The sequence below is a fragment of the Ruegeria sp. HKCCE3926 genome (assembly GCF_017872515.1).
Taxonomy (GTDB): Bacteria; Pseudomonadota; Alphaproteobacteria; order Rhodobacterales; family Rhodobacteraceae; genus Ruegeria.
Genome location: NZ_JAEDOU010000002.1, coordinates 65,757 through 86,017 on the forward strand (window position 1 = coordinate 65,757; position 20,261 = coordinate 86,017).

The 20,261-nt window shown below is 54.4% G+C and carries 16 protein-coding genes and 1 tRNA gene; 9 read left to right on the forward strand and 8 right to left on the reverse strand.

Features of this window, described 5'->3' with window-relative positions; all coding sequences use genetic code 11:
* Positions 1 to 656 precede the first annotated feature (656 nt).
* Positions 657 to 1,328 (forward strand): recombinase family protein, encoded by a 672-nt coding sequence (locus tag I9184_RS20870; protein WP_245218053.1) that lies wholly within the window; start codon positions 657 to 659, stop codon positions 1,326 to 1,328.
* 38 nt (positions 1,329 to 1,366) lie between these two features.
* Here I9184_RS20870 and I9184_RS08555 read toward each other — a convergent pair whose 3' ends face one another.
* From I9184_RS08555 to I9184_RS08575, 5 genes are read right to left on the reverse strand one after another with little or no spacing between them, the layout of a single operon-like run.
* Positions 1,367 to 4,768 (reverse strand): DEAD/DEAH box helicase family protein, encoded by a 3,402-nt coding sequence (locus I9184_RS08555; protein ID WP_209833816.1) that lies wholly within the window; start codon positions 4,766 to 4,768, stop codon positions 1,367 to 1,369.
* On the reverse strand, positions 4,768 to 5,640 hold the full coding sequence (locus I9184_RS08560; protein ID WP_209833817.1) for a GIY-YIG nuclease family protein: 873 nt from the start codon (positions 5,638 to 5,640) through the stop codon (positions 4,768 to 4,770). Before I9184_RS08560 ends, I9184_RS08555 begins: the two co-directional genes overlap by 1 nt.
* A gap of 37 nt (positions 5,641 to 5,677) precedes the next feature.
* Positions 5,678 to 6,181 (reverse strand): hypothetical protein, encoded by a 504-nt coding sequence (locus I9184_RS08565; RefSeq protein WP_209833819.1) that lies wholly within the window; start codon positions 6,179 to 6,181, stop codon positions 5,678 to 5,680.
* Position 6,182: 1 nt separating this feature from the next.
* A complete protein-coding gene (locus I9184_RS08570; RefSeq protein ID WP_209833821.1) occupies positions 6,183 to 7,376 on the reverse strand; it encodes a restriction endonuclease subunit S in 1,194 nt (397 codons plus the stop codon).
* Positions 7,373 to 8,905, reverse strand: coding sequence for a class I SAM-dependent DNA methyltransferase (locus I9184_RS08575; protein WP_209833823.1), 1,533 nt, complete (start codon positions 8,903 to 8,905; stop codon positions 7,373 to 7,375). The genes I9184_RS08570 and I9184_RS08575 overlap by 4 nt, the downstream gene beginning before the upstream one ends.
* A gap of 512 nt (positions 8,906 to 9,417) precedes the next feature.
* On the opposite strand from I9184_RS08575, the gene I9184_RS08580 reads away from it, so the two are divergent.
* Positions 9,418 to 10,401, forward strand: coding sequence for a site-specific integrase (locus I9184_RS08580; RefSeq protein WP_209833825.1), 984 nt, complete (start codon positions 9,418 to 9,420; stop codon positions 10,399 to 10,401).
* A gap of 71 nt (positions 10,402 to 10,472) precedes the next feature.
* On the opposite strand, the gene I9184_RS08585 is transcribed toward I9184_RS08580, so the two are convergent.
* Positions 10,473 to 10,549: transfer RNA gene (locus I9184_RS08585), tRNA-Pro, on the reverse strand.
* Positions 10,550 to 10,950: 401 nt separating this feature from the next.
* Positions 10,951 to 12,066, reverse strand: a complete 1,116-nt coding sequence (locus I9184_RS08590; protein ID WP_171636244.1) for a class I SAM-dependent RNA methyltransferase — start codon at positions 12,064 to 12,066, stop codon at positions 10,951 to 10,953.
* A 297-nt stretch (positions 12,067 to 12,363) separates the two neighbouring features.
* Between I9184_RS08590 and I9184_RS08595 the strand changes: the two genes are divergently transcribed.
* The 6 genes from I9184_RS08595 to nqrF are packed head-to-tail and all read left to right on the forward strand — an operon-like array spanning position 12,364 to position 18,236.
* Complete coding sequence (locus I9184_RS08595) at positions 12,364 to 13,707, forward strand: Na(+)-translocating NADH-quinone reductase subunit A (protein WP_209833827.1); 1,344 nt, start codon at positions 12,364 to 12,366, stop codon at positions 13,705 to 13,707.
* A gap of 5 nt (positions 13,708 to 13,712) precedes the next feature.
* Positions 13,713 to 14,921: an NADH:ubiquinone reductase (Na(+)-transporting) subunit B gene (locus tag I9184_RS08600; RefSeq protein ID WP_209833829.1), complete on the forward strand. Its 1,209-nt coding sequence runs from the start codon at positions 13,713 to 13,715 to the stop codon at positions 14,919 to 14,921.
* Positions 14,914 to 15,741: a Na(+)-translocating NADH-quinone reductase subunit C gene (locus I9184_RS08605; protein WP_171636238.1), complete on the forward strand. Its 828-nt coding sequence runs from the start codon at positions 14,914 to 14,916 to the stop codon at positions 15,739 to 15,741. The genes I9184_RS08600 and I9184_RS08605 overlap by 8 nt, the downstream gene beginning before the upstream one ends.
* Positions 15,741 to 16,394: an NADH:ubiquinone reductase (Na(+)-transporting) subunit D gene (locus I9184_RS08610; RefSeq protein ID WP_152460184.1), complete on the forward strand. Its 654-nt coding sequence runs from the start codon at positions 15,741 to 15,743 to the stop codon at positions 16,392 to 16,394. Before I9184_RS08605 ends, I9184_RS08610 begins: the two co-directional genes overlap by 1 nt.
* The gene (gene nqrE / locus I9184_RS08615) at positions 16,394 to 17,002 is read left to right on the forward strand and encodes an NADH:ubiquinone reductase (Na(+)-transporting) subunit E (protein WP_050603817.1); all 609 of its coding nucleotides are present in this window, start codon (positions 16,394 to 16,396) and stop codon (positions 17,000 to 17,002) included. The genes I9184_RS08610 and nqrE overlap by 1 nt, the downstream gene beginning before the upstream one ends.
* A gap of 10 nt (positions 17,003 to 17,012) precedes the next feature.
* Positions 17,013 to 18,236 carry an NADH:ubiquinone reductase (Na(+)-transporting) subunit F gene (gene nqrF / locus I9184_RS08620; protein WP_171636236.1) on the forward strand — a complete coding sequence of 408 codons (1,224 nt, stop codon included), beginning with the start codon at positions 17,013 to 17,015 and terminating at the stop codon, positions 18,234 to 18,236.
* Positions 18,237 to 18,294: 58 nt separating this feature from the next.
* Here the strand turns inward: nqrF and I9184_RS08625 are convergent, their stop codons facing one another.
* Complete coding sequence (locus I9184_RS08625; protein WP_209833831.1) at positions 18,295 to 19,308, reverse strand: NAD-dependent epimerase/dehydratase family protein; 1,014 nt, start codon at positions 19,306 to 19,308, stop codon at positions 18,295 to 18,297.
* Positions 19,309 to 19,492: 184 nt separating this feature from the next.
* Between I9184_RS08625 and I9184_RS08630 the strand changes: the two genes are divergently transcribed.
* Positions 19,493 to 20,257, forward strand: coding sequence for a metallophosphoesterase family protein (locus I9184_RS08630; protein WP_209833833.1), 765 nt, complete (start codon positions 19,493 to 19,495; stop codon positions 20,255 to 20,257).
* Positions 20,258 to 20,261: the final 4 nt, after the last annotated feature.

The following is a 20,261-nucleotide window of genomic DNA, read 5'->3' on the forward strand; positions in this document are numbered from 1 at the left end:
GTTTAAGCTTGTTCGTCGGATTCTTTCATCATCGAAGTCCTAGGTATCCCTCCAAATGATGAAGGGGATGTTTTCTGGCGCCTCCGCGTCCGGGTGTTCCAAACCTCCTATAGCCATGGTGGAATGTTGGTCGGATAACCAAGCACTGAGAGCGCTCAGGGCGCGCGTTTTGACTTGAGCGCTGTCAGGTTATCAAAAACGGCGTTAAGTGCTGCCAGCGAGCGCCCCAGCCAGTCTGGTGCCAATCATAGCACTCGTTAAGCATTCAGCGTGCGCAAACTCACGTTAAAGCAGTGCCAGAGCAGTAGAAATGACCTGGAAAAGCAATCATGCCTAAAGGCAAATTAACAAACGTTGCCCGGATCGCTTGCTTGGGTTCATACCTCCAAAGCAGGTGCAATCTTTTTGTCCGGAACAGCCTTGATCTTGAGCAGGAAAGAGGAGCTTTGCCCTTCTTTAGATGTATATACTAAGTAAGAGATTTATATATTAGTAGAGAGACGGCTTTGGGAGCTTAAGGGAAAGCGGAGCTTCCGGATATCAATTGACTGCGGAGAGGTTTCTTCCAGATCAAGTCGCGTGTATTCAGTTCCGGCACCAAAACGCGCTTTTCACGTTTGTGTAGGCCCACACAAACGTGAAAATGAGGAACCATTATGATATTCTACGTTCTGCTAACTTACGGAAATCGACCCACCGGGCCGATCAAAAGCCACCCTGCTGCCAAAGCCCAGTTGGCACTTATCGATCGAATTGTATCTCTAAATCCGCTCATCAAAGCCGAGGTTGTGTTCGACTATGCTCGTAGCGTTGAAGGTCTTCGTTCACTACCCCGACTTGAAAATGTCCTCGATAGTTTGAACGACGTTGATGGCGTAAGAGTGCGACTCGATGATTTGTCTCGGTTGTTTCGTGTTGCAAAAAAAGGAGACCGAGAACGGCTACTCGAAGAACTGCAGGTTTTTGGCTCGAGTCTATACTCGATGAAGCACAAGAAAACCCTATCAGATTTCTCAGCTGGTGAGGTTCACAACCTTATCCTACACGCTGAGAAATCGATTTTGCCGGCTCAGCAAGAGCGGGCAGGTGATACAGCCAACGCCCGAGCAGCATCGATAATTTCCCGGAAAGGCAAATCAATCGCGGTTGCAAAACAACTCCAAGCCGTAAAAGACGAATTGCTCCGGAAAAAAGTCCCAGCGGTTAATCAAAATGTTGCAGACGAAGCCAATGCGCGAGGTATTCGAACCACAAGGGGAGGCAAATGGACGGCTCAGAATGTCGACCGCATGCTTAAGTCGCTAGAGCAGGTAGGACAGCAAAGGTAATAGTTGTTTGCTTCAGTGGCGACTGGGAAAACAGAGTGTTAAGCCGCAGCCGAAGCATTTAGCCGTATCACTATCTGGATAATGCGCTTGGTTTGTTCGGCGGGAAATACGCCGGATATTCCTTGATCGTCGAAATCTGTATATGGACTTTCATAAAACCGTTTGGGCTCGACGAACCCGGCTTCAGTCAGGTTGTCGATAATCAGATTGAGAAACTCCATCTGGTTCGCAGTCGGGTTTGCTTCGCCGATAAACTCGTTGAAGGCTGCTTTGGCAGCAGTGCGTTCCATTCCAATCAGCGATCTTAAAAAGATCCCAAACCCGTGTTCCCGGGCTACTTCATTCAAAGTTTTCTCATCCGCGACGCCTTCGGAAAGGAACATCCGTTCGAGTTCACGAAGATCCTGTTCGGTCAGTTGTTCTGCCCGTTTTAGTTTCAGGATAGTGATGTGGTCAGAATGGTCTTCTAAAAACCTCCGGACCTTCATGTTAAAGCGTCCTTTGTCGACACTGGAGCCGACATCTGGCAGGTCGATCGCGCTGCCATGTCCGATTTCGTCCTCGAAATCTGTCACAACAACTTTGCGTTCTGTCGGTTTGATCAGTTCTACCAAGCCTCGTAATTTGAGACGCACGCTCTCAAGCATCTCCAACGTCACATCTTCCCAAAATGCTTCATCTTGAAGTTCAAGAATGAGCTCCATTTCCTTAGCTACAACGGGCACATTCGAAAGTGTCTCAAGTGATGAAGCTACCTTTTGGATCCGTTGTTGCAGAGCGGAAAATGCAGCCTCACCGTTGAGAAGACAGAGTTGCGCATTCAATAACAGGAGGTCGAATTGCTTGGCTGGCAGATTGTCATCCTTGAAGGATGTTGGAAGCCCGGCAACTCGCTCTGTAAGATCAAGCTGCGCGTCAAGATCAAGATGTTCCCAGTTCTCAGACCTTTGAAACTTCTCGACGGGCCTACGGTTCTGCCTAACCAAAAAGTTTTCGAGGTTCATACCCGAAACTTCGTCGATCAATCGCGTTTTGATTGCCTGGGTCAGTTTTTGATGATCCTCTTCCCGTTCCTGCAATGCACTGATGAGAGACACTCTGGTCGAGAACAGTCGTTCTCCGATGGGCTTTGCAACGGCACCATCTAAAGCTCCGGGATTTTCTTTGAAGAACTCCAGATTTTGGCAGAAATCGAAGATCAGGAATTCTTGTTTGTCCTCTCCGGAACCAAAAAGATCAGGACATAGTCGCGTGCCACGCCCCACCATCTGCCAGAATTTAGTTTTGGACCGCACCACCTTGAAAAAGACGAGGTTCACCACCTCCGGAACGTCGATTCCAGTGTCCAGCATGTCCACCGACACAGCGATATGAGGTGATTTTTCGGCTTCAGAGAAATCGTCGATCAGCGAGCCAGCATAGCTGACGGAATAGTCGATAAGCCGAGCAAACTCTCCTTTGAGATGAGGATAGTTGGCATCAAAACGCTCAGTGATGAACTGGGCGTGCCGACTGTTCTTGGCGAAGATGATAGTCTTTCCTAGTCGGTCGCCGCCCGCCACCTTGATCCCGTTAGCCATCAAGTGTTCTAGAACCTTGTCGACAGTATCCTTATTGAACAGCCACTTGTTGAGGTCGCCAGACTCAACCCGATCAGGCGTGGAACCTTCTTCATCCCATTCTAACGCATCCCACTCTTCCTTTTCTTCCTCGGAAAGGTCGTCATAGGAGATACCATCTCGCTGGAATTTGAGTGGAACGGAAATGGTTTTAGGCGGCACGAGAAACCCATCCCGAACCGCGTCTTCCAGATCGTATGCGTCTGTAGGAACACCTTTTTCGAGTTGGAACAGCGAATAAGTATCCCTGTCAATCTCATCGCGCGGCGTTGCGGTCAAACCAATCAACATTGCGTCGAAGTATTCAAAAATCGCCCGGTATTTTCGATAGACAGACCGGTGGGCTTCGTCGATGACAATCAGATCGAAGTGGCCGGGACCAAAGCGTTTTTCGCCCTCCTTGGTCTCGTCGATCATCCCCATCATCGTTGGGTAGGTAGACAGCAAAACACGCGCGCCGGAATGGTCGTTGTTTGTGGCGTCATGGCGCTCCAATAGGTTCGCACTTGGCGCCGAGGACAAATGTGTCTTGAAGGCGCCATGGGCCTGTTTAACAAGAGCAACCCGATCCGCCAGGAACAGAACACGACGCACCCAATTGGCACGCATGAGCTGGTCAATCAGTGCGACGACAGTTCTGGTTTTTCCTGATCCAGTCGCCATGACCAATAGTGCCTTGCGCTGTTTGTCTCGTTCAAAGGCTTCCCCGACACGGCGAATAGCGCGCTGCTGATAAAAACGCCCAGCGATTTCTTCATCCACGGACACGTCATCAAGCACTTTCCGAGAAGACCGACGTTGATGAAGTAGAACCAATTCGTCTTTCTTCAGGAACCCCGAAATCGGGCGGGGTGGATACGTCTGGTCATCCCATATCCAGTGCTCGTATCCGTTCGTGCAAAAAATTACAGGTCTGGTGCCATACATTTTTTCGAGACAATCGGCATACAACTTCGCTTGCTGCTGGCCGATGCGTGCGTCCTTCTTGGTCCTCTTTGCTTCCACGACGGCCAGAGGTTTGCCGTCGTCCCCCCACAAGACATAGTCGACGAACCCCTCTCCGGTTTGGTTCGGCATGCCCTCCACCGGAAACTCGCGGTCTCGCGGCGAGTCCAGAGGCCAACCAGCTTCTGACAAGAGCAAGTCGATAAAGGCGTCCCGAGTGGTCGCCTCGTCGTAGTCATGCTCATCGGGTCGGGACTGGTTGGCGGCGCGCGCGGCGGCCACCTCAGCGCGCAGGCGAGCCAGCTCCTCTTCCAGCGCCTTCCTGCCTTCTTCAGACGTTTTGCGCTCTTCCTCGGCCTTCTTGAGCGCTTCCTGAGCGATCGCGTGTTTGTCGCTTAGCGCTTTGATCTGTTCGACTGTGCTTGCTGTGATGGTCAGCGTCTTTTCCAGCTTTCCGGCGTCGAACTTTAGGGCAGGATCTAACTTACCATTTTTGGAATAAGTGCGAGCGATCCAATAACAGACATGGAACAGCTCGCGCACGGTTGCTGCGGCATGGTTGGCACTGATCTTTTTACCACCTTCATGCGCTGCCCGGTTGCCTTGCACGCGGATAAAGTCAGCCTTGGCGACAATTGCCGGGCCGGTGAGCTTTGCTAATGAAGGCTCCGCGATCAATGCATTCAATTTGTCCGAATATGGATCCTTCAATGCCGGATCACGGCTAAAAAGCCACTTCAAAGCCGTTTCCAACGTCAGTCGGGCATAGAAGCAAGCGCCGCGCGGATCAGACAAAGCCGCCGCCTCCGCCATCTTGGCGTGATTCAGAAGGTCCGGAAAATCTTCGGAAAGGAAATCAAATTGGGTTTTTTCCATTACTTTATCGTCGCAAGTTTTGCCAACACGTCAATAGCGGGAAGGTCAATGTAAATTTCGTTGTTGTTCTCTTCGGTTCTGAACTGTGCAAATGCCACGCCTAGCGCAGCCTCAGCCTTAACTGCCTGTTGAACTGTTCCGATGGGTTGTCGCGTGTGGATGACCCATTGAGGTTCATTGGAGAGGCGAAATTTATTGAAGCTTTCCACGCGCGCGTCCGGATCCGTTGAATGCCCGATTTTAAGAACCTTTGACCCTTTTCCGAGCGTTGCGATGTAGACGTAATTCAATTCATCCGATTGGATTGGGGCGACTTCGTAGCCATCAATACGAATAGGGTGCCGCTGACGCAGTTGCTCATTGCGCTGCTGCATAGTGGCAAACTCAAATTCTGCCATTTTCACTTCCCGCGCATTTTCCTTAAGAACCTTCAAAAGGCTAGCTGCGAGAGTATCGCTGACGCGCTCGATGGAACTTACAGATTGGAGTGTATGGGTGGACGCATCGTATCCCTCCAAGTCGCGGAACTCAGGCGCGTTAGGGATTTCCCAGGTTCTGATCGGCTGTAACGCATACGGCCATTGTAGGTCCCAGTCGGTAACTTCTACCTTGTAATCCGTGAGAAGAGCGTTGTGTTTGGTCATCTGCCAAACTTGCAAAACGCGCCCCTTCCATTCCTCTGGAATGGTGGCACCGTGTCCGGGGTTGCGGCTCACAACGCCGAAGACGAGATCACCTTCGGTGAGTAGGTTTTGAGCTGTTGATCGTGCGCCTTTGTTACTGAACGTCAGCGGCCAGCCAATGTTTCCCTCAGAGCCGTATTCGTAGTCTTGGCCCCCGGGAGTGTAGATGTAGGTAAAGAATATATTCATAGTCCAGGCACCCGCTCAACGACTGGCATGTGACAACTCATAGCAGTGGGAACTCCTCGCGGAAGGCTGCCTTTGCGGATTCCCACTTTTTGGCCCCGATATTGTCCAACTGCCACCGACAGTTGACAGTGTTCATAACATCGTATCCCGCTGCTTTCAGGCCATCACACAAGAGCTTTTCCATCGCACCGACTTGGTCGCGCGAAGGTTCGTGAAGTTTCATCCGGATGTCGCGGTCACCCGTTTCCTTTGGAACCTCAGGATAGATTGGTCCGTGTGCGATCAGGTCAAAACCGCCGCAGCCTTCCGGTGCAATCCCACGCTTCGCGAGGTGTTTGCGCAGCGCATTTTGGTTCGAAATATACCCCAGATGCTGCCCCATGCGTGTATAAGGCGCGGTAGCGTAAGGACTGGAGTTATCACCTGTGCGACCGACGTAGTGCACTTCGCTTTCTAACGTGCCAACCCGCCAGACATAGAGCCAGAAACCCCGTTCCAGCATTGCGCCGGGAAGATGCAAAGTTTGTAGCGCGGCACTCACCTCAGAGCTCTCCTCGAAACGCGCGGTCCTGAAGCGAATTGAATAGCGAAGAATAGTAAGAGGCAGAGCGCTGCATGTGGGCGCAAGACGTTTCAACCGACGCAATGCGAGAAGCAAATTCGTTTTGAAGTTCGATCGGTGGATTCAACAACGACAGGTTCTTCAAATTAACAATTTTCAACTCGGCGAAAGTTGTTCCCGAGGCGATAGACGAATAGTTGAATAGAAAAATGTTCCTCAGATGGTTTCTGAGATACTCACTGTTGATCTCTGCCGAATGACACTTTATCCATAGGACCCTTCCATCCTTAAAATAGAACGGCTTGTCGTCGTCCACTTTCCATATCCTTCCGCCGTGGCAAATGGATGGAAGGAGAAGGTCTCCTATTTCTGGTTTCCCGGATTGTTTAACCAAACCTTCATAGTGCTCCGCAGAAATAAACAACTCTGGCTCTACTATTTTACCGTCGCCGAGTTTTCCCACTTCAGTGCCACGAAAAAAGGGCACGCCACTTTCAACAAACTCGCTTACGAAAACTCGTTTACTTGATCCCACGTTACAAAGATCACCTAGTTTTACACTCTCCCACCCCATCGGGTTTGTGGTTGGATCCCCAAACATCTCGTGAAAGATCGCCTGGCCGAGGGTGTTGAGTTTGTCCCGCGCACGGGAGCGGAGGCGGCGCAGGGCGTCCGCCTGATCCAGTATCCCCGCAATCCGCTTCTGCTCCTCCAGAGGCGGTAGGGGGATTTTGAGTGCAGCCAAAGACTTGGCATTCAAGTTCAGCATTGTCACGCCCGAGGCTGCTGCTGCCAGTTCTCTCCGAGCTTTTGGTGTCCGAAGAATATGAACGAGGTATGGAGAGTGAAGTGCCGATTTAGATGGGATTATTTTCATCGAACCGGTTCCGCAGATCATTCCCTCATGTTGGGATTCGACCACTGCACAACGCCCCATTTCACCCCGGCGACCCATAATTACTTCTCCGGTCTTTAAGAGGTATCGTTGTAAATCTTTCGCCTTCAGTTCTGAAACTGAGAAACTTGGATCGGCCGATATACCGTCTGCAGCGATGTGCATCGGGTTGATAACTGGAACACCATCCTCCACGTAGTCGGCCTTGTGCAGCAGAGATCCGAACGGTCCAATTTGAATTTCTGAAACTTCGGACAAAGGTGATGATGGAAAGCTCATCCCAGCATCCCCTCAAGCTTATCCAACCCAACGGTAATTTCCTTCTCGATCTCCCTAATTTCGGCAATGATCTCAGAAGGAGCCTGATGCTCAACCTCCTCGTGTTCGATCTCCTTGTAGCGATTGAGTGACAGGTCCCAGCTACCAGTGGCGGTAATGTCCCTGGCGCGAACCGTGAAGCTCTGCGAGGTGCGAGGGCGGTTGGCCTCACCCTCCAAAGCCTCCCAACGACTTAGGATGTCGGGCAGGTTGTTCTTAGCGTGCTCTTCTTCGCTCAGCCTGGCCAACGAACCCAACTTGTCCGCGTCTAGGAGCGGCGTTCGCTTGTCGTCCAATGAATAGCCGTCCGCTGTCATGTCATAAAACCAAACGTCTTCGGTTCCGCCTACACCAGTCTTGGTAAAGACCACTATGGCGCAGGACACGCCAGCATAGGGGCGGAAGACGCCCGAAGGCAGCTTGATGATCGCTTCGAGCTTGTGATCCTCCACCAGCATCCGCCGGATATCCTTGTGCGCCTTGGATGAACCGAAAAGCACTCCGTCGGGCACAATCACCGCAGCCCGCCCACCGGTGCGCAACAGGCGCAAGAAAAGGGCGACGAAGAGCAGCTCGGTTTTCTTGGTCTTCACCACCTTCAGCAGATCCTTGGCGGTGGTGTCGTAGTCGAGGGACCCAGCAAAAGGCGGATTTGCAAGGATCAAGGAATAGCGGCCTTCATCCTCGCCGTGCTCCTCGGCCAAGCTGTCGCGATAGGAGACATCCGGGTTTTCGACTCCGTGCAAAGTCATATTCATAGCGCCAATCCGCAACATCGTGCTGTCGAAATCGAACCCATGGAACATACCAGAATGAAAATGCTGGCGGCTGTCTTTGTCCATCAGCATCTTGGGGTGGTTGCTGCGCACATACTCTCCGGCCTCCACAAGGAAACCGCATGTGCCTGCAGCCGGATCGCATATGACGTCCTTAGGCGTGGGCGCCATCAGGTTAACCATAAGCTGGATGATGTGGCGTGGCGTGCGGAACTGGCCATTCTGCCCGGCGCTGGCGATCTTGCCGAGCATATATTCATAGACATCGCCTTTGGTGTCGCGGTCATCCATCGGGATGTCATCGAGCTGCTGAACCACTTTGGCTAGTAAACTCGGGTTCGAGAAGCCAAGCCGCGCGTCTTTCATGTGTGTGCCGTAAGATGAGCCTTCCTCGCCTAGCTCACGCAAGAATGGGAACACATGCTCATCGACGATACGCATCATCTCCCGCGACTCGAAGTTCTTGAAGCGCGACCAGCGAAGGTTCTTGTATGGCTCACCCTTGGGGTCATTCCCGGCCGGAAAGATGCGACGCTCCATCTCGACGTCGAGCATTTCGGCCTTGCTTTCCTCAACGGTGTGCAGATCGTCCAGCCGCTTGATGAATAGTAGGTAAGTGATCTGTTCGATCACCGAGAGCGGGTTGGAAACACCACCGGACCAGAAGGCATTCCAGATTTGATCGACTTGGGAACGGATGGGGCCTGTGAGCATGTTGAAATCGTCTTTTTGTTGTCAGTTGGGTGCAGGATAGCGAGATCAAAAATGAATGGTAGGTCGAAATGAGAGTTGCTGCTTCGACCGGGTCCTGAACCGCTATCTTGAGGCAGTCTTCGAAGAAACAAGTGGTTCGCCTGTCATTGGCAGAAAATCGCAAGGGATTGTCCCAAGATCAGCCAGAAGTGATCATTCCGCATATTGGTCGCGCCTGAATCGGGATTGGAGTTTGGGCTCGAATAAAAAAGAATCTTTTGTTTGTTTTCAATTATTTGAAAAATATTTGGAAATCCAAAATGCATCCCACGTCTCGAACGCTATAGAGTAAATGATTTTGCCAAAATGAAGGAGCGCACTTTGTCCCCGCCGTATACCCCTAAGACACTCGCAGAGCGTTGGAGCTGCAGTTCTGAAACTGTGCGTCAGCTCTGCAAGTCCGGCCAGCTCGAATACTTCAGAGTTCGCCGTCAGTTTCGCATCCCCGCACACAAAGTAGAGGAATATGAGCAGTGCAGGAATACAGCATCGGTCGACTCAACAACCGCTTCGTTGTTGTCTGGTATGAGGAAGATGGACGCAGACGTAGGTATCGTCTTGACGCGGACACCCTCGAAAACGCGGAAGCCGAAGCCCGTGATGTCCTGCTCGCCCAAACAGCCGGAAAGGATGAACTGACCGTGGCAGCGATCTGGAATGCTTATAGTGTGACAGTCGAGGGTCGGCCGGCGCACGATAGCATGCGATACACTGGCCGTTCTGTGCTACCTTGGTTTGGCGCCTTTCGCCCGGATCAGATAGGCGTGCAAGACTGTAAAGCCTACACCACCGATCGGCGGCAGGCAGGTATTCAGGACGGCACGATCTGGACACAACTTGGGAAGCTAAGGACCTGTTTGAATTGGGCTGAGAAGACCGGGCTGATTGATAGGGCACCCTACATCGAGCGCCCCAGCAAACCGGCTCCCAAGGAGAGGTATCTAACGCGCCAGGAGATTTCACAGCTCCTGGCGGTCGACTGCGCACCGCATATCAAGCTGGCTACATGGCTGATGCTGTCGACGGCGGCTAGGGTAACGGCTGTGTTAGAACTCACATGGGATCGGGTCGATTTTGAACGTCGTCAGATCAATCTCCGCACTGGCGACGGACAGAGGAAGGGCAGGGCCATCGTCCCCATGACCGAGAGCCTGTATTCTGCGCTTTTGAATGCCCAGAAGGCCGCATTATCTGAGTATGTCGTGGAATGGGCTGGCGGACCTGTGAAGTCGATCAAGAAAGGCTTCAAGGCGGCCGCAGTCGCGGCGGGTCTGCTTGATGTGTCACCACACGTGCTGCGGCACACAGCTGCAGTTCATATGGCGGAGGCAGGCACTCCGATGGATGAGATTGCTCAGTTTCTAGGTCATTCAGACTCTCGGATCACCGCGTCCGTTTATGCACGCTATAGCCCCGAGCACTTGCGTAAGGCTGCTAGTGCGTTGGAGTTCGACTAACGCTTAGGTTCAACGAACCTCGGATCACTGTCTTAAAAACAACAAAGGCGCCCTTGGGCGCCTTGTTTTATTGGTCGGAGTGAGAGGATTCGAACCTCCGACCCCTGCCTCCCGAAGACAGTGCTCTACCAGGCTGAGCTACACTCCGACCGTGGCGGGTGATCTATACGCGGCGGGTCTGATGCGCAAGAGGATTCTGTAATGCGACTACCCGAATCTTTCGATCTCAACACCCAAAAATATATGGCAGCGGACCAATGGGCACGGAACCCGGTGATCTAAGCAGGTCGCCGTGTTTACGGTTCGCAAAAACGAGCGTTTACATGTTTGCGTACTGCTGTTGACCGGCGCGCAAAGTGTCCGCCAAACTGTTCACCCCCCCCCGCCGGGCAGGTCGCGATGGCACCGGTGTTAAAACGTTGGCTGGATGACAGGCTTGTTGAAAGGCAACGGAATCGCAACCTTTTGCGGTGGAAACCCTGTGGTTTCTTTGTCCGCTTTCGCCCGCGCAGCCATCGTCATCAATTGGTTGTGAAGCGTCCCAGGCAATCACGGCAAGGGATCTGTTTTGTACAGACGAATTTTGGTTCCACCATGGTCGACGACCGGTCCTGGCGCCAGCAAAGGCAGGCGTGTGGCCCGGGCAAGCCCCGGAGCGCTGGTGATCACGCCGACCCGCCATCCCTGGAACCGGTTCATCAGGGTTTTGCCCATCGCGCCATAGACCGAGCGCAAGCGTCTTTCGTCACCAATTCGCGCCCCGTAGGGCGGGTTCACAATGACCAGCCCCGCAGGACCTTCGGGGGGTTTTATGTCGCTGACGGAACGCTGTTGAAACCGTGTCACGGCACCGACTTGGGCCCTTTCGGCATTGGCAGTCGCCGCGTCAACCGCGCCCGAGTTGCGATCCGAGCCGTAGAAGGTAAGCGCGCATTCCGCCGCCTTCGTTTCCCGTCGCATTTCCTGCCACTGATCAGGGTCAAAGCCCGCCAGGTCCTCGAATGCAAAACCGCGGGAGCGGCCAGGGCGCAGACCCAGAGCGATCTCGGCGGCCTCGATCACGAAGGTACCCGATCCGCACATCGGGTCCAGTACGGGTTCATCGCCCGAGTAGCCACATTCTTTCAGGAACATGGCGGCCATTGTTTCGCGCATTGGGGCCTTGGCAATGGCTTCCTTGTGACCGCGTTTGTGCAACAGCTCGCCGGAACTGTCGACCGAGATCGTGCAGATGTCTTTTTCGATTCGAAGCAACACCCGAAGGTTTGCCTCGGATGAAATCGAGGTGCCCAATGTCTCGGATATTGCCCGCTCGATCCTCTGACGAGCTGCACCGGCGTGATAAATTCTGGATTTGCGGCTGATGGCTTCCACCTTGACCGGCACGTCAGGACGCAAAACGGTGCCCCAAGGAAATTTCCGAGCACGTTTGTCCAATTGGGCAAGGTGCACGGCGGGGAAGCTGCCCAGTCGCACCAGAACCTTGTTGGCGCCGCGCAGTGTCAGGTTGGCACGCCAGACCTCGGGCCATGAACCCCGGCATGTTACCCCGCCGGGTACAGTTCTGACCTGCGCGAATCCGTTGAATTGCGCCTCGTCACCAAGAGGCGCCTCGAGGCCCGGCGTGGCAACCAGAAAGATTTCCAAATCTGTGTCTTTTTCCATTCCGGTTGCTTACACTGGAACCTTGGTGGGCGCGATATGCAATTATACGCCATGGATTCAGAAGAAATGACCGATCAATCGCAGGATTGTGTGGTTCATCCTCAAGTTTTGGCGGTAACAGGTTTGCGTTTATGACCTTCCCCGCGTAAAGGGTCCTTGATCGGAAATACGCCTGCGGATTTTGGACCGTTTTCGACGCTTTTGCGACGGAGGCTCGAAAAAACCGCGCTATTGCATGACCCCGAAAGGGCGTTAGCAGAGCTGGCGCAGAAAAGAGGCTTGGAAGAACGTAGCAACATGCAAACTTTCAAACTGAAAAAGGGGCTGGATCTGCCGGTGGAAGGCGCTCCTGACCAGACCATTCACCCGGGCCCGGAATACGCGACCGTTGGCGTCCTGGGCGGTGACTACATCGGCCTGAAACCCAAGATGCTGGTGCAGGAAGGCGACAGCGTCGTACGTGGCGCGCCGCTGTTCTGTCACAAGGACGCGCCTGACGCGATGATGGTCGCACCGGTAAGTGGCAGGGTCGTCGCGATCAACCGTGGTGCCCGTCGGGTGCTGCAAAGCGTCGTGATTGAAGTGACAGATGTCAATGACACCGGTGTTGATTTCTCGGGCATAGGGGATGCCGACAGCGCCGAAGGCGTGACGGCCAAGCTGTGCGCCGCCGGCCTGTGGACGTCGTTCCGCACGCGCCCCTATTCAAAAATGCCGAACCCCGGCGTCAAACCGGATGCGATCTTTGTCACCGCCATGGACAGTGACCCGCTGGCCGCTGACGCTGCCACGATCATTGCCGAGGCGCCCGAAGAATTTACCGCCGGTTTGGCGGCAGTCAGCACATTGACCGAGGGCAAAACCTATCTTTGCCAAAAAGAGGGTGACACGATACCCGGCGCAGATGTCGCCGGTGTCGAAGCTGCATCTTTCGCAGGCCCGCACCCATCGGGGCTGGCCGGAACGCATATTCACTTCCTCGAACCCCTTGCAGGCGACAAGCAGGTCTGGACCATCGGGTATCAGGATGTCATCGCTATTGGTCGCCTGATGCTGACCGGCCATCTGGATCCGAATGTCGTGATTGCCCTGACGGGGCCGGGTGCGCGTCAACCACGTTTGATCCGTACCGTGATGGGCGCATCAACTGACGATCTGACCCGCGACGAAGTCGATGTGGACGGCACGCCCCGCATCATTTCGGGTTCGATCCTGTCGGGCCGGCACGCTGAGGGCCCGACCGCCTATCTGGGCCGGTTCGCGCGTCAGATCAGCATCATCCGTGAAGATCCCGATCAAATCCCGTTGGGCTGGATTCGTCCGATGCCGTCGAAATACGCGGTCCAGCCTGTATTGGGTTCGGCATTCGCCAAGAAGCTGTATGCCTTCACGTCCAATCTGAACGGCGGGCGTCGGGCCATGGTGCCCACAGGTGTTTTCGAAGATCTGATGCCGCAGGACTATCTGCCCACTCAGTTGCTGCGGGCGCTGCTGGTAATGGATACGGACACTGCCCAAGCCCTGGGTGCGCTGGAGCTGGACGAAGAGGATCTTGGCCTTGTGGGCTTTGCCTGTCCGGCAAAATATGAATACGGGCTGGCGCTGCGCGACTGCCTGATCAAAATTGAAAAGGAGGGCTGAGCCGAATGGGTTTGCGCAGCTTCTTTGACAGGATCGAGCCGAACTTTACCAAGGGCGGCAAGTACGAAAAGTACTTCCCCATCTACGAGATGGTGGAAAGCTTCATCTACACTCCAAAAACCGTGACCACGGTGGCGCCGCACGCGCGGTCCTATGTGGATATGAAGCGGATCATGACCTATGTCGTGATCGCGACGATCCCCTGCATCCTGTGGGGGATGTGGAACACCGGCTATCAGGCAAACTCGGCGATTGCTTTGCTGGGTCCGGAATCGGCCACCGGCTGGCGGATTGCTTTGTTGCAGATGTTCGGGATTTCGCTGGACCCGTCCAGCATTTTTGCCAACGTCATGCATGGTCTGATGTATTTCCTTCCGATCTACATCGTCACGCTGGTCGCGGGCGGTATCTTCGAGGTCATCTTTGCCACCGTGCGCGGCCATGAGGTGAACGAAGGCTTCCTAGTTACATCAATGCTTTACACGCTGATCATGCCTGCTACGACGCCCCTGTGGCAGGTGGCATTGGGCATCATCTTCGGCGTTGTGATCGGTAAGGAAGTGTTCGGGGGCACCGGCAAGAACTTTCTCAACCCCGCGCTTGTGGGGCGGGCGTTTTTGTATTTCGCCTATCCGGCGCAGATGTCGGGGGATGCGGTCTGGACACCCGTTGACGGGTTCTCGGGCGCAACTGCATTGGGCGTGTCTGCGGCCGAAGGCGTGCAGGCGCTGGCCGCTGAAGGCATCACCTGGTCGAGCGCGTTTTTCGGCACCATTCAGGGCAGCTTTGGCGAAACATCGACGCTGGCCTGCATGATCGGTCTGGCTTTCCTTCTGATGACCAGGATCGCCAACTATCGCCTGATTGTGGGCTGTCTGGCGGGCACCATCGGCTTTACCCTGCTGCTGAACCTGATCGGATCGGATACCAACCCGATGTTCGCGATGCCATGGTACTGGCATATCGTGTTGGGCGGTTACGCTTTCGGGCTGGCCTTTATGGTGACGGAACCGGTTTCCGCCAGCCACACCAATATAGGGCGTTATATTTATGGCGCTCTGATCGGTGTCATGGTCGTGATGATCCGCGTGATCAACCCGGCTTTCCCCGAAGGCATGATGCTGGCAATCCTGTTCGGCAACGTCTTTGCACCGCTGATCGACTATTTCGTCGTGCAAGCCAACATCAAACGGAGGGCGCGTCGCCATGTCTGATACGCAATCCCCAGATCAAAACGAGGCACCCAAGGGCGCATTAGCCAAATTCCTGGCGGCGTCGCCGGATTCTGTTGGCAAGACGATCTTCATCGCCGTTGCTGTCTGTCTGGTCGCCTCGATGGTTGTGTCCGCGGCCGCAGTCAGCCTGCGCCCGGTGCAAGAGGCCAACCGGCTGAAGGACAAACAGGTAAACGTTCTGCAAGTTGCGGGCGTGTTCGAGCCGGGCATCGACGTGACAGAGGCTTTTGCCGCCTTCGAACCACATGTGCTGGAGCTGTCCACAGGCACCTTCGTCGATGATCAGTTTGATCCGACCACATTTGACGACATCGCCGCCGCTAGCGATCCTGAGCTGAGCGTCGCGTTGGACAATGACCCCGCCGGTATCGGCCGCAAATCCAAATACCGTGTTATCTATCTGCTGCGCGATGATGCAGGTGATCTGGACAAGGTGATCCTGCCTCTGCACGGATACGGCCTGTGGTCGACGCTCTATGGATTTATCGCGCTTGAAAACAACGGCAACGATATCTACGGCCTGCAATTCTATCAGCATGGTGAAACTCCGGGTCTTGGGGCCGAGGTGGACAACCCACGCTGGAAAGCCCTGTGGAACGGGAAAAAGCTGCGCGACGAAGCAGGTGATCTGCAAATCACCGTTGCCAAATCGCAGCCCGCAGCCGGGCCAGATTTCTATGTGGATGCGTTGGCGGGGGCCACGCTGACGTCGGTCGGCGTCGATAACCTTGTGAAATTCTGGATGGGCGATGCGGGCTATGGTCCCTTCCTGGCCAAACTTCAAGCAGGAGAGATTTGATGTCCCAGACCAAGAAAGAGATGCTGGTCGACCCGCTTGTCGACAACAATCCGATCACATTGCAGGTGCTGGGCATCTGTTCAGCACTTGCGGTGACATCATCGTTGCAAGTGTCGATGGTGATGGCGCTGGCGGTGATCTTCGTGACCTCGTTTTCGTCGTTCTTCATTTCGTGCCTGCGCAACCAGATCCCCGGTTCGATCCGGATCATCGTTCAGATGGTGATCATCGCGTCGTTGGTGATCTTGGTGGACCAGATCCTTAAAGCCTATGCTTTCGAGATTTCGAAAACCCTGTCGGTTTTCGTCGGCCTGATCATCACCAACTGCATCGTGATGGGCCGCGCCGAGGCGTTTGCGATGAAGAATCCGCCGGTTGCGTCCTTTATCGACGGAATGGGCAACGGCATGGGCTATGGTCTTATCCTGCTGCTGGTCGGCTTCATTCGCGAGCTGTTTGGCGCGGGGTCGCTGTTCGGCGTTACCATTCTGGAAACCGTCAACAATGGCGGCTGGTACGTGCCCAACGGCATGCTGTTGCTGCCGCCCTCGGCGTTCTTCATCATCGGTCTGATCATCTGGGCCTTCCGCACCTGGAAGCCGAACCAGGTGGAAGAGCGTGAATACAAAATTCAGCAGGTAGAGGCCCACTGATGGAAGGTCTGATCTCACTGGCCGTAAAGGCCATCTTTGTCGAAAACCTTGCGCTTAGCTTCTTCCTGGGGATGTGTACCTTCATCGCCGTGTCCAAGAAGATTTCGACAGCGCTGGGTCTGGGGATTTCGGTCATGGTCGTGCAGGCCATCACCGTGCCTGCCAACAACCTACTGCTGAACTACTTGTTGAAACCGGGCGCGCTGGCCTGGGCCGGGTTCCCGGATGTAGACCTGACCTTCCTTGGCCTGATTTCCTATATCGGCGTGATCGCGGCGATGGTTCAGATACTCGAGATGGTTTTGGACAAGTATTTCCCACCGCTTTACAACGCGTTGGGGATCTTTCTGCCACTGATCACGGTGAACTGCGCCATCCTTGGCGGGTCGCTGTTCATGGTGGAGCGTGACTATAACTTTGCCGAGGCGGCGACTTATGGCTTGTCTTCCGGTTTTGGCTGGGCACTGGCAATCACCGCAATGGCCGGAGTTCGGGAAAAGCTGAAATATTCAGACATCCCCGATGGTCTGCAAGGTCTGGGCATCACTTTCATTACCGCAGGTCTGATGGCTATGGCCTTCATGTCCTTCTCGGGCGTGAAACTGTAAGGGGGCGTTGATGGAAACCTTTACCTTAGGCGTAGCTCTTTTCACCGTAATCGTTCTGGCATTGGTGGCCATCATCATGGCCGCCCGATCCAAGCTGGTATCGACCGGAAACGTCAACATTACGATCAACGGCGAAAAGACCATTTCCGTTCCGGCAGGTGGGAAGCTGCTACAGACGCTGGCTGCCGAGAAGCTGTTTGTCCCTTCGGCCTGCGGTGGCGGCGGCACCTGTGCGCAGTGTCGGGTGCGGGTGCATTCGGGGGGCGGATCGATCCTGCCGACCGAAGAAAGCCATATCACGAAACGTGAAGCGTCATGTGGTGATCGCCTGTCTTGCCAGGTGGCGGTCAAGCAGGACATGGATATCGAAGTTCCGGAAGAAGTCTTCGGCGTCAAGAAATGGGAATGTACCGTTCGGTCGAACGAAAACGTAGCGACCTTCATCAAGGCGTTGATCCTGGACCTGCCCGAGGGTGAGGATGTTAACTTCCGCGCCGGTGGCTACATCCAGATCGAAGCACCTGCACACCAGTTGAAATACACGGATTTCGACATTGAAGAGGAATATCGCGAGGATTGGGATCGCTTCAATCTGTGGCAATATGAATCGGTGGTGACCGAACCCATCGAGCGCGCCTATTCGATGGCCAACTACCCGGACGAAAAGGGCATGATCATGCTGAACGTCCGCGTGGCCTCGCCGCCGCCGGGGTCCGAAGGCATTCCGGCGGGTCAGATGTCGTCTTACATCTTCAACCTGAAGCCGGGTGACAAGGTCACCATTTCAGGCCCATTCGGCGAGTTCTTTGCCCGCGAAACTGACAAAGAGATGGTCTTTATTGGCGGCGGCGCCGGTATGGCCCCAATGCGCAGCCATATCTTTGATCAGCTCAAGCGTCTTCAGAACCGCAACCGCAAGATCAGCTTCTGGTACGGTGCGCGGTCGAAGAAAGAGATGTTCTTTGTCGAAGATTTCGACAGTCTGGCTGAAGAATTCGACAATTTCGAATGGCATGTGGCCTTGTCGGACGCGCAGCCCGAGGACAATTGGAAAGGCTATACCGGCTTCATCCACAACGTATTGTTCGAAGAGTACCTCAAGAACCATCCCGCGCCTGAGGATTGCGAATACTACATGTGTGGTCCGCCAATCATGAACCAGTCGGTCATCAACATGCTGCTGGATCTGGGCGTGGACCGCGAAGACATCATGCTCGACGATTTCGGCGGCTAAGGAACAAAAAGAACCGGCGTTGAAGACGCCGGTTCTTTCATTTGGCGGTAAGCCTGCGTTATTTTGCGTAATACTCTCGATACCACGCGACGAATTGTGTGATACCGTCTTTCAGATCTGTCTGGGGGCGATAGTTCGTCAGTCTTTGTAGCAGCCGATTGTCCGCCCAAGTGGCATGAACATCACCCTTCTGCATCGGCATGAAATTCTTGATCGCCTTCTGCCCCACGGCCTGTTCGATGGCTTCGATGAAATCCATCAGGCGCACTTTTTCGCCGTTGCCGATATTCACGATGCGATAGGGCGCGACGGGCGACAGGCTGTCTCCGTCCTCGATATCCTCACGGCTGGCTGGCCGCACCGGAGGCACATCGATCAGCAATCTGATGCCGCGTACAAGGTCCTGGACATGGGTGAAATCCCGGTACATGTCGCCGTGATTGTAAATGTCGATCGGGCGACCATCCAGGATGGCGGCGACAAATTTGAAATACGCCAGATCCGGTCGTCCCCAGGTGCCGTAGACGGTAAAGAAGCGGAACATGGTCGTCGGCAAATCCCACAAATGGGCATAGGAATGCCCCATCGCCTCATTCGCCTTTTTTGTCGCGGAATAGATGGTAAGCTGGGTGTCGGCTTTTTCCGTCTCGGTGAAGGGCATGTCCTCGTTGGCACCGTATATCGAAGAGGTCGATGCCATCAAAAGATGATCCACCTTATGTTGCCGTGCAATTTCCATCACGTTGAATGTTCCAACGACATTCGATTCAACATAGCTGCGGGGATGTTCCAAACTGTGTCTCACACCGGCCTGAGCCGCCAGATGAACGATGACTTCCGGCTGAAATTCTTCGGCGACCTGCATCAACCGATCAAAATTTTCCAACCGATCCTCGGTTGCCGTGAACCCGGGTGTCTGAAGCAGAATTTGATGCCGACGCTGTTTCAGGACCACATCATAGTAATCCGTCATCCCGTCGTATCCATGCACGCGGAACCCTTCCTCTAACAGCCGCTTTGCCAGATGGAACCCGATGAACCCCGCAGAGCCCGTAATCAAAACCCGTTTCATAGAACCCTCAAAACGCCCTGCACGATCATCGCTGAACAAAAGGTTCTTCCCGTGATGCCGGGTCAAACATTTTGAACTGCGCCGAAGGTCATATCGAACATCCAGACGTCATTGGTCAACTCTTTGCTGATTCAATCAGATGCTCATTGCCGCCAATGGGCGAGAAGGATAGGGATCAACGTGTATGATTACGAACTGGATCAGACGGTGGTTCGACCGCACGGCGGGGCGGACAACGAATGCAGTGTCTTGCGACATCGCTCCGGCCGAGAAAGTGACGGCCGTGGGCGATATCCACGGTCGTCTGGACTTGTTGCAGGCGTTGTTGCCCAGACTGGACGATCAGAGCTTGCTGGTCTTTGTCGGAGATTACATCGACCGAGGGCCATACAGCGCGCAGGTGCTGCGCCACCTGTTTCACCTGAGCGAGACGTCAGGAGGACGCGTTCAGTGTCTTCTTGGAAACCACGAAGAGTTTCTGTTGCAATTCCTGGAGGTGCCGGAAGGCAACGCCCGGCTCTGGTTTCAAAATGGGGGTGTGCACACGTTGGCGTCTTTCGGGCTGAAACCGCCCGCGGATATCGACAACTACCAGCAGGTTCGAAAACTGGCGGATGATCTTCGCCTGAAGATGGGGGAAAGCCTGATCAACTGGCTAGCTGACCGGCCTTTGACCTGGACTACCGGCAACGTCACATTCGTTCATGCGGCGCTGGACCCCCGACATCCGACTGAGGCCCAGGATCGCCAGATTTGCCTCTGGGGACATCCCATGTTTCCCAGGCTGGCCCGCAGCGATGGCCAATGGGTGGTGCATGGCCACACCATCGTGGACCTGCCCCGGATCAGGAACCGGGTGGTATCGATCGACACGGGCGCTTTCGCTTCGGGTCGTTTGACAGCCGCCGAGATCAACGCCGGAAGTGTTCGGTTCACCTCGACCGGATGAACAG

Coding starts and splice junctions, on each gene's coding strand:
- I9184_RS20870 (WP_245218053.1), top strand. CDS start 657: ATGATATTCTACGTTCTGCTAACTTACGGAAATCGACCCACCGGGCCG.
- I9184_RS08555 (WP_209833816.1), bottom strand. CDS start 4,768: ATGGAAAAAACCCAATTTGATTTCCTTTCCGAAGATTTTCCGGACCTT.
- I9184_RS08560 (WP_209833817.1), bottom strand. CDS start 5,640: ATGAATATATTCTTTACCTACATCTACACTCCCGGGGGCCAAGACTAC.
- I9184_RS08570 (WP_209833821.1), bottom strand. CDS start 7,376: ATGAGCTTTCCATCATCACCTTTGTCCGAAGTTTCAGAAATTCAAATT.
- I9184_RS08575 (WP_209833823.1), bottom strand. CDS start 8,905: ATGCTCACAGGCCCCATCCGTTCCCAAGTCGATCAAATCTGGAATGCC.
- I9184_RS08590 (WP_171636244.1), bottom strand. CDS start 12,066: ATGGAAAAAGACACAGATTTGGAAATCTTTCTGGTTGCCACGCCGGGC.
- I9184_RS08595 (WP_209833827.1), top strand. CDS start 12,364: ATGCAAACTTTCAAACTGAAAAAGGGGCTGGATCTGCCGGTGGAAGGC.
- I9184_RS08600 (WP_209833829.1), top strand. CDS start 13,713: ATGGGTTTGCGCAGCTTCTTTGACAGGATCGAGCCGAACTTTACCAAG.
- I9184_RS08605 (WP_171636238.1), top strand. CDS start 14,914: ATGTCTGATACGCAATCCCCAGATCAAAACGAGGCACCCAAGGGCGCA.
- I9184_RS08610 (WP_152460184.1), top strand. CDS start 15,741: ATGTCCCAGACCAAGAAAGAGATGCTGGTCGACCCGCTTGTCGACAAC.
- nqrE (WP_050603817.1), top strand. CDS start 16,394: ATGGAAGGTCTGATCTCACTGGCCGTAAAGGCCATCTTTGTCGAAAAC.
- nqrF (WP_171636236.1), top strand. CDS start 17,013: ATGGAAACCTTTACCTTAGGCGTAGCTCTTTTCACCGTAATCGTTCTG.
- I9184_RS08625 (WP_209833831.1), bottom strand. CDS start 19,308: ATGAAACGGGTTTTGATTACGGGCTCTGCGGGGTTCATCGGGTTCCAT.
- I9184_RS08630 (WP_209833833.1), top strand. CDS start 19,493: ATGATTACGAACTGGATCAGACGGTGGTTCGACCGCACGGCGGGGCGG.